Origin of the sequence: Collimonas fungivorans (genome assembly GCF_028292705.1) — a bacterium.
Taxonomy (GTDB): Bacteria; Pseudomonadota; Gammaproteobacteria; order Burkholderiales; family Burkholderiaceae_D; genus Collimonas; species Collimonas fungivorans_B.
In genome coordinates, this window is record NZ_JAQGLV010000067.1 from 1 (window position 1) to 8,874 (window position 8,874).

Consider the following 8,874-nt stretch of genomic DNA (forward strand, 5'->3'; position numbering starts at 1 on the left):
CTCAGTTGCAAGGATTGTTTCTACGATACGCCGCCGCCCTGCTGTGCGTCCTGACCGCGGCTTGCTCGACCTTGCCCGACGTCAGCAACCTGAGCGCGTCAGTATCGCAGGTATCCGCGGCCAGCAGCGGCCCAGTGAGCGCCTCGGCCCGGCTCAACACGCTGGCCGCGATGGAAGAAGCGGTGACCGGCAGCCCGCTGATCAAGGGCAACAAGGTCACCCTGCTGTTCGACGGGCCGGAGACCATGACGGCGATGATGGCCGCCATACAGCAGGCCAAAAGCACGATCAATTTTGAAACCTATATTTTCGACCAGGACGAGCTCGGTCTGCAGTTTGCCGACCTGCTGATTGAAAAGCAGCGCGCCGGGGTCCAGGTCAACATCATCTATGACAGCGTCGGCAGCATCGGCACCCCCGCCGAATTTTTCGAGCGCATGCGCGCCGCCGGCATCAAGCTGATCGAATTCAATCCGGTCAACCCGCTCAAGCGTTTCGGCCGCTGGCAGCTGAACCATCGGGATCACCGCAAGATACTGGTGGTGGACGGCAAGATCGGTTTTACCGGTGGCGTCAACATCACCGCCGCGTACGCCAACAGCTCGCTGTTCCGCTCGCGCCGTCGTGCCAGTACCGGCGCCATAGGCTGGCGCGATACCCACCTGCAGATCGAAGGGCCGGCGGTCGCTTCCCTGCAATTGCTGTTCATGCAAACCTGGGGCACGCAACACGCGGAAGATTTGCCGGACCTCGATTATTTTCCCAAGCTGGACAGCGCCGGCGACAAGACGGTGCATGTGCTGAGCACCCAGCCCGACAGCGACTACAGTCTTTACAAGGCCTACATCCTGGCGATCCAGCAAGCGCGCAAAAGCATACACATCACCACGCCCTACTTCACTCCCGACCGCCAGCTGGTGGATGCGCTGGTGGCCGCGGCCGGGCGCGGCGTCGACGTCACCCTGATCTTGCCGAGCGTGACCGATATCGGCCTGATGTTCCACGCCGGCCAATCGTTTTATACGCAATTGCTGAGCGCCGGCATCCACATTTATCAGCTGCAGGTTGCAGTGCTGCACGCCAAAACCGCCGTGATCGACGGCAGCTGGTCCACCGTCGGCTCCGCCAACCTGGACATCCGTAGCTTCCTCCACAACTATGAAGCCAACGTGATCGTCATCGACGAACAGTTTGGCCGCGAAATGGAAAAAGCCTTCCGCGAAGATATCCGCGGCTCGCAGCAAATCACGCTGGAGCAATGGCAGCAGCGGCCGTTTTCCGAACACATCAAGGAATGGGCCGCGCGCTCGCTCGGTTACTGGTTATAGGGAATCAGTTCGATGCGTGGCCGATGTGTGGCTTTCTGCCCAGGCCAGCATTACGTCCATGAAGCGCCGCAAAGTCGGCCGCACCCGCGCCGCAAGCTGTTCGTCGAAAGCAAACGGCAGCTGCTCTTCCATATAGGTGAGTTGCGCCTGTTCCAGCTGCACCGCATGGATATTCTGTTGCGGCTGGCCGTAATGGCGGGTAATGTGGCCGCCCTTGAAACGGCCGTTTACCGCATGGCTGTAACCCGCCTCGGCAGCCTGGGCGGCGATCGCCTGCAATTGCTGCGTCAGTTCCGGCGCGCATGAGCTGCCGGCGCCGGTGCCCAGGTTAAGGTCAGGCAAACGTCCCTCGAAAAAGCGCGGCACCACCGATGCAATCGAATGCGCATCCCACAACATCGCGACGCCGTGTTCGGCGCGCATGCGCTGCAGCTCCTGCTCCAGCTGCCGGTGGTAAGGACGCCAGTATTGCGTAATGCGACGCTGTATTTCGGCCTCATCGGGATTTTTCCCGGCCTGATACAAGGCTTGCTTGTGGAAGGTGTCCAGCGGACACAGCCCCGTCGTATCCTGCCCCGGGTAGAGGTTGACATTGTCCTCCGGCCGGTTCAGGTCGATCACGTAACGCGAATGGGTCGCCACCAGGACCGAAGCGCCCATCTCCTCCAGGAAATCATATAAGCGCGGCATGTGCCAGTCGGTATCGGCAATCTCCAGCGCTGCGGCGCTCATGTCGGCAGCGATATCGGGCGGGATGTACTCTCCCGCATGCGGCATCGACACCAGCAGCGGCAATCTGCCGCGATGAAACAGGAATTTTTCCACAGGCAAGCTCATCGTCTATCCTTAATCCAGCAATTTTTTTATGGCGCCCGCATAAGCCGCGGCGCTCTGTTCCTGCCGGCCATGCTTATGGTCGCGGATGACCCAATGGCCGCCGACCATGACATCGCGCACCGGCGTTTGTCCATGCTGGCAAAACACAAAACTGTCGAGCAACTGATCGCCGTGCTTGCCGCTCAGGTCCGCATGCTGCGGATCCAGCACCAGCAAGTCAGCACGCTGCCCGGTTTCCAGGCCGCCCACCGGGCGGCCGCTGGCGGCAGCGCCGCCGCGCAGGGCTTGCCGATACAGATACCCTCCCACCGATGCACCCTCGCTCCCAACCAGCATATTGCGCTGGCGATGCTGCAGGCGCTGGCTGTATTCATACAAGCGCAGTTCTTCGCTGACGCTGGTGCTGATGTGGCTGTCGGATCCTATGCCCCACACGCCACCGGCGCCGGCATAGGCAACGCCATTGAAGATGCCGTCGCCCAGGTTGGCTTCGGTAGTCGGACAGATGCCCGCGACCGCGCCGCTGCGCGCCAGTTTTTCCGTTTCGGCGATAGTCATGTGGGTAGCGTGCACCAGGCACCAGCTGCGGTCGACCTCGACATTCTCCAGCAGCCAGGCCACCGGCCGCGCGCCTAAAGCGGCGACGCAGTCTTCAACTTCCTTGTTCTGTTCAGCGATGTGGATATGCACCGGCGCCTGCGCATCCCATTGCCCGAGCAGCGTCAGCAGCTGCTGCAGCGATTGCGGCGACACCGCGCGCAGGGAATGGGGCGCAACCCCGTAACGCAAGCCGGCATGCTGCGGATGCGCCGCCTGCAAGCGCTGCAGCACATCCATGATCCATTCCGGCGAATTGATGAAACGCGCCTGCCCGGCATGCGGCGCCTGGGCGCCGAAGCCGCTGTACTGGTACATCACCGGCAGCAAGGTCAGGCCGATGCCGGCCTCCTGCGCCGCTTCGATCAGGCACACCAGGTTTTCGGCCGGGTTGGCGTAAGGCTTGCCATCCTTATCGTGATGCAGGTAATGGAATTCGCAGACCGAGGTATAACCGGCCTGCAGCATCTCGATATACAGCTGGACCGCAATCGCCTTCAGGTCGGCCGGCGCCAGCTTGCCGGCGAACTTGTACATCAGAGTGCGCCAGCTCCAGAAACTGTCGTTCGGATCGGAGCGGTATTCGGTCAGGCCCGCCATCGCCCGCTGGAATGCGTGCGAATGCAGGTTGGCGATGCCGGGCAATACCGTGCCCGTAACCGCCAGGGCGACGGCATCGGAATCGGGGCTGACGCGGGTCAGGAGGCCGTTGTCGTCCCACTCCAGCAAGACATTGTTGCGCCAGCCTTCAGGCAACAGGGCGCGGTCGGCAATCACTTGTTTCATGATATTTCCTTTCGCAATGCGGTACTGAATCTGCCGCCGCGCACTATCGCGCTGCAGGGATTGAGCCCCGACCAGTAGGCAAGTTCCGCCAGCGACTCTATCGACCAGACCACGAAGTCGGCGGCGCGTCCCGCCGCCAGCAAGCCGTGGCGGTCCGCCTTGCCGAGCGCCAGCGCGGCGTTGGCGGTTACCCCCATCAAGGCTTCCGCGGTAGTCATGCGGAACAAGGTGCAAGACATGTTCAGCATCAGCAGCAAGGAGGTGCTGGGCGAGGTGCCCGGATTGCTGTCGGTGGAAATCGCAATCGGGATCCGGTAGCGCCGCAACAGCTCCAGCGGCGGTTGTTTTGTTTCGCGGATGAAATAATAGGCGCCGGGCAGCAGCACGGCGACCGTGCCGCTTTTTTGCATCGCCGCCACATCTGTCTCGCTCAAGTGCTCCAGATGATCGACCGACAGCGCCTTGAAGCGCGCCGCCAGCTGGGTGGCGCCGATATTGGAAAGCTGGTCGGCGTGCATCTTCAGCGGCAGGCCGAGCTTGCCGGCAGCGATGAATACCTGCTCGCTCTGCGCCACGGAAAAACCGATGTTCTCGCAAAACACATCGACCGCGTCGATCAGCCCTTCCGCATGCAAGGCCGGCAGCATCTCGTCGCACACCAGCCTGATGTAGTCGTCGGCGCGACCCTGGTATTCCGGCGGCAAGGCGTGGGCGCCAAGGAAGGTGGTGTAGACCGTGACCGGATAAGACTCGCCCAGGCGCCGCGCCACCCGCAGCATCTTGCGTTCGCTCTGAAGGTCAAGGCCGTAGCCGGATTTGATTTCAATCGTGGTCACGCCTTCCGCCAGCAGGGCTTCCAGGCGCCGCGCCGATTGCCGGAACAGGCTGTCTTCGTCGGCCAGGCGAGTGGCGCGCACGGTCGATACGATGCCGCCGCCGCTCCTGGCGATTTCTTCATAACTGGCGCCGGCCAGGCGCATGGCGAATTCGTCGGCGCGGTTGCCGCCATACACCAGGTGGGTATGGCAATCGATCAAGCCAGGCGTGATCCAGCGGTTGCCGGCATCGTGGCGCGCCAGCCCTGCTTGCCTGAACTCGTCCGGCAGTTGTGCCTCGCTGCCGATCCAGGCGATCAGGCCGTCGCGCACCACCATGGCGCCGTCGATAATGACTTGATCGGGATTGCCGGCGGGCGCGATCCTGGCCTTGTGCCAGATGCCGTCGGCTAATCCGGCTGGTTCAACTTGACTCTGCGGCATGCTGATTTTCCTATAGCAGATTGATGCTGACACTGATAATGATACCGCCGCCCTGCGAACGCAACGCCAATCCGCCTGGCTGTTCGTCGCAAACCAGAGTCTGGCGCGGCTCCAGCGTTGTCTGTTCGCCGTTCTCGGTCAGCACATCCCAGCGGCCTTGCGCGCAAAACAGCAGGCTGCAGCCTTGCGGCAGGTCCTGGTCGGCATGCCAGACCTTGACTTCGCCGGTAGCCGCGCCGCGCCGCAGCATCAGGTTGAAATCCTGGCAAGCGCCGCCTTCCAGCTGCGCGCTGACCTGTTCCTCGCCGCGAAAACGATGCGGTTGCAAAGGCAGCAACAAGACCGGTTCGCCGCCGGCCGAGAACAGCTGCATGCCTTCACCCTCCAGCAAGGTAATCACGCGGTCGACGCCAGGGAAACTGGAAAAGGCGCCCGACTGGCTGACATCGGCAATGCTCACCCGCCACAAAAATGCATCGAATGAAGCGCCGGCCGGATAACCATGCAGCTCGCGCGTGAGACCGCCGCCGTTTTTCCAGGGCGTCGCTTGCAGCTCCTCGAACTTGAGCCGCCGCATGTTATTCGCCGTACAGGCCGGCAAACAAGGCATGGCAGCTGCCGCTGACCGCGCCCTGCAGCACCAGCTGCTTGGCGGCTTCGATATCCGGCGCGAAGAAACGGTCCTTGTCGTAGAACGCGACCTGCTTGCGCAAACGCTGCTGCACCTCGTCCAGCATAGGCGAAGTAGTCAGCGGCAAATGGCAATCCACGCCCTGCGCCGCCGCCAGCAATTCAATCGCGACGATGGTGGCGGTATTGTGCGCCATCTCGTGCAGGCGGCGGCCGGCGAAAGTCGCCATGCTGACGTGGTCTTCCTGGTTGGCGGACGTCGGCAGGCTGTCGACGCTGGCCGGATGCGCCAGCGATTTGTTCTCGGACGCCAGCGCCGCCGCGGTGACATGCGCGATCATGAAACCGGAATTGAGGCCGGACGACTGCACCAGGAACGGCGGCAGGCCCGACAAGGAGGAATCGATCAGCAACGCGATGCGGCGTTCCGACAAGGCGCCGATTTCGGCAATCGCCAGCGCCAGCGTGTCGGCGGCAAACGCCACCGGCTCGGCATGGAAGTTGCCGCCCGAGATGACTTCGTCGTGCTCCGCATAAATCAGCGGATTGTCGGTGACGGCATTGGCTTCGATCAGCAAGGTGCGCGCGGCATTGCCGATCAGGTCGACGCAAGCGCCCATGACCTGCGGCTGGCAACGCAAGCTGTAGGGATCTTGCACCCGTTCGTCGTTGACCAGGTGCGATTGGCGGATGGCGCTGCCGCTCAGCAGCTGGCGGTAAATCTTGGCGGTGGCGATCTGCCCCGGCTGGCCGCGCACTTCGTGCACGCGCGGGTCGAACGGCGCATCGCTGCCGCGGGCGGCGTCGACCGCCAGTGCGCCGGTGACGGTGGCTGCTTCCAGCACGCGCTCGGCCAGGAACAGGCCGTTCAAAGTCAATGCGGTGGAAACCTGGGTGCCGTTGATCAGCGCCAGCCCTTCCTTTGCCGCCAGCACGATAGGCGTGATGCCGGCCTTGGCCAGCGCTTCCTTGGCGTCGACCAGCTTGCCGTCGACCCGCACCTGGCCTTCGCCCAGTATCGCCAGGGTCATATGCGACAACGGCGCCAGGTCGCCGGAAGCGCCGACCGAACCCTTGACCGGGATGCAAGGCATGATGCCGGCGTTGTAGATTGCCAGCAATGTATCGATCACCTGCGCCCGGATGCCCGAGAAACCGCGCGCCAGGCTGCCGATCTTCATGGCCAGGATCAGGCGCACGGCGCCATCGTCGATCAGGTCGCCGGTGCCGACCGAGTGCGACAGGATCAGGTTACGCTGCAGCAGTTCCAGCTGCTCGTCCGGGATGCGGGTCTTGGCCAGCTTGCCGAAGCCGGTATTGATGCCGTAGGCGGCATCGCCGCGTTCGACGATGCGGGCCACGGTGGCGGCGGAAGCATTGATGGCGGCATACGCCGCCGGCGGCAATTCGAGCGGCACGGCCTCGGCCCAGATGCGGCGGATCTCTGCCAAAGACATTTTTCCTGGTTGCAGAGTCAACGATGTTTTCATGGTCATTTCTTTCAGATTGGCGTAAAGCAGAATGCGATTTTATGGCAAAGTCAGCCGATCGGCCGGCCCGCCTTTTCTTGTATCAGGGGCAGCGACAATATGGCGATCAAGGCGCAGCCGATCACATACCATGAGGGCGCCAGGTTGCTGCCGGACAGCGCCATCAGCTCGGTCGCGAAAAACGGTGCGAAGCCGCCGAAGATGGAAACGCCGACACAGTACACCACGGACATGCCGGTGACGCGCACCGCGCGCGGAAACAGTTCCGGCAGCATCACCAGGCCAGGCACCGCAATAAAGGTGGTCAGCAATGACAGCAAGGCGATGGTCGGCAGCAATACAGGTAACGCCGTATGGGCGTTGATCAGCGCGAATGCCGGGTAGATCGCCAGCGACAGCAACAGGCAGAATGCGGCAAACACTTTCTTGCGGCCGACCCGGTCCGACAGCATGCCCGCCAGCGGCGCCACCAGTGCGGCGACAGCAGCGGCGACGCAGGCCGCGGCCAGTCCGGCCGACATCGACATGTGCAGGATTTTTGTCGCGTAGGTCGGGATGTAATACAGCGTGATGTAGATCGCCGCCGTATTCCCCATGGTCAGCAGTATGCCGGCGGCGATTTCCTTTTTATGCTGGGCAAACACCGTGCCGATTGCATTGCCTTGGCTACGCTTGCCGTGGCTGGCGGCCGGGCCGTCATCCAGCGTTTCATGCAGGTTGCGGCGGATGAACACGCCCAGCGGCCCCATCAGCAAACCGATCGCGAACGGAATGCGCCAGCCCCAGCCTTCCAGCGATTCCGTAGTCAGGATTGTCGTCAGCAGCAGGCCGGTCAGCGCGCCCAGCAAAGCGCTCAGGTTCTGGCTGACCGCTTGCAGGCCGCCGTAGAATCCGCGCGAGCTGTCGTCGGCATATTCCATCAGCAAGGAAGTCGAGGCGCCGATCTCGCCGCCCAACGCGAAACCCTGGATCAGGCGCGCCGCCACGATCAGCAACGGCGCGGCAAGTCCGATCTGGGCGTAGGTCGGGGCAAAAACGATCATTGCCGAACCGAGCGCCATGAGCTGCAGGGTCAGGGTCATCGCCGCCTTGCGGCCGACGCGGTCGGCGTAGGCGCCCAGCAGTAGGCCGCCTATCGGCCTTGCCACGAAACCGATGCCGAAGGTGGCGGTGACCAGCAGCAGCTGGGCGATATCGCCATCCGCCGGAAAATACAGTTTGCCGATGATGATGGCGAAAAAACTGTACGAAGTGAACTCGAAGTATTCGAGGCCGTTGCCGATGGTGATGGCGGCAACCGCCTTGGCCCGCCCTATTTTTCCGCTGGCCGCAAACGCGGGCGGCGCTGCTTTTCCCGCAACCGGAAGGCTGGTCTCAGCCTGGCTTATTTCCATGAACCGTCTCCTGCTTGGTTTCCTGCTTATCTGGCGGCGCCGTTGCCTGCTGTTTTAGATATATGGCAACGGCGCAGCATTCGTCAGCGCTATCAGCGCTATCAGCGGTTGATCATCGGCAGGTTCAGGTTATGCCGCTTGGCGCATTCGATCGCCGCTTCATAGCCGGCGTCGGCATGCCGCATCACGCCGGAGGCGCAATCGTTGACCAGCACCCGCGCCAGGCGCTTGGCGGCGGCTTCGGTGCCGTCGGCGACGATCACCATGCCGGCGTGCTGCGAATAACCCATGCCGACCCCGCCGCCATGATGCAGCGAAACCCAGGTGGCGCCGCCGGACGTATTCAACAAAGCGTTCAGCAAAGGCCAGTCGGAAACCGCGTCGGTACCGTCTTTCATGCTTTCGGTTTCGCGGTTCGGGCTGGCGACCGAGCCGGTATCCAGGTGGTCGCGGCCGATCACGATCGGCGCTTTCAATTCACCGGTGCGCACCATTTCGTTGAACGCGAGGCCGGCGATATGGCGTTCGCCCAGGCCCAGCCAGCAGATCCGCG

The 8,874-nt window shown here is 62.8% G+C and carries 7 protein-coding genes and 1 pseudogene; 1 reads left to right on the top strand and 7 read right to left on the bottom strand.

Annotation, left to right across the window (positions count from 1 at the left end):
- Positions 1 to 1,328 (top strand): cardiolipin synthase (cls, locus tag JWQ61_RS03265; protein ID WP_369684874.1); only part of this gene is annotated, 1,328 nt, incomplete at its 5' end.
- Here cls and hutG read toward each other — a convergent pair.
- The 7 genes and pseudogenes from hutG to JWQ61_RS03300 all read right to left on the bottom strand — a co-directional run.
- Positions 1,323 to 2,165, bottom strand: coding sequence for an N-formylglutamate deformylase (gene hutG / locus JWQ61_RS03270; RefSeq protein ID WP_304359248.1), 843 nt, complete (start codon positions 2,163 to 2,165; stop codon positions 1,323 to 1,325). The two genes, cls and hutG, sit on opposite strands and share 6 nt — an antisense overlap.
- Positions 2,166 to 2,174: 9 nt before the next feature.
- A complete protein-coding gene (locus JWQ61_RS03275) occupies positions 2,175 to 3,548 on the bottom strand; it encodes a formimidoylglutamate deiminase (protein WP_304359249.1) in 1,374 nt (457 codons plus the stop codon).
- Positions 3,545 to 4,807, bottom strand: a complete 1,263-nt coding sequence (gene hutI / locus JWQ61_RS03280) for an imidazolonepropionase (RefSeq protein WP_304359250.1) — start codon at positions 4,805 to 4,807, stop codon at positions 3,545 to 3,547. The genes JWQ61_RS03275 and hutI overlap by 4 nt, the downstream gene beginning before the upstream one ends.
- Before the next feature lie 10 nt (positions 4,808 to 4,817).
- A complete protein-coding gene (locus tag JWQ61_RS03285) occupies positions 4,818 to 5,384 on the bottom strand; it encodes a HutD family protein (protein WP_304359251.1) in 567 nt (188 codons plus the stop codon).
- A 1-nt stretch (position 5,385) separates the two neighbouring features.
- A complete protein-coding gene (gene hutH / locus JWQ61_RS03290) occupies positions 5,386 to 6,933 on the bottom strand; it encodes a histidine ammonia-lyase (RefSeq protein ID WP_304359252.1) in 1,548 nt (515 codons plus the stop codon).
- 44 nt (positions 6,934 to 6,977) lie between these two features.
- Complete coding sequence (locus tag JWQ61_RS03295; protein WP_304359253.1) at positions 6,978 to 8,321, bottom strand: MFS transporter; 1,344 nt, start codon at positions 8,319 to 8,321, stop codon at positions 6,978 to 6,980.
- Positions 8,322 to 8,422: 101 nt separating this feature from the next.
- Positions 8,423 to 8,874, bottom strand: a pseudogene (locus JWQ61_RS03300) (urocanate hydratase); the annotation flags it as partial.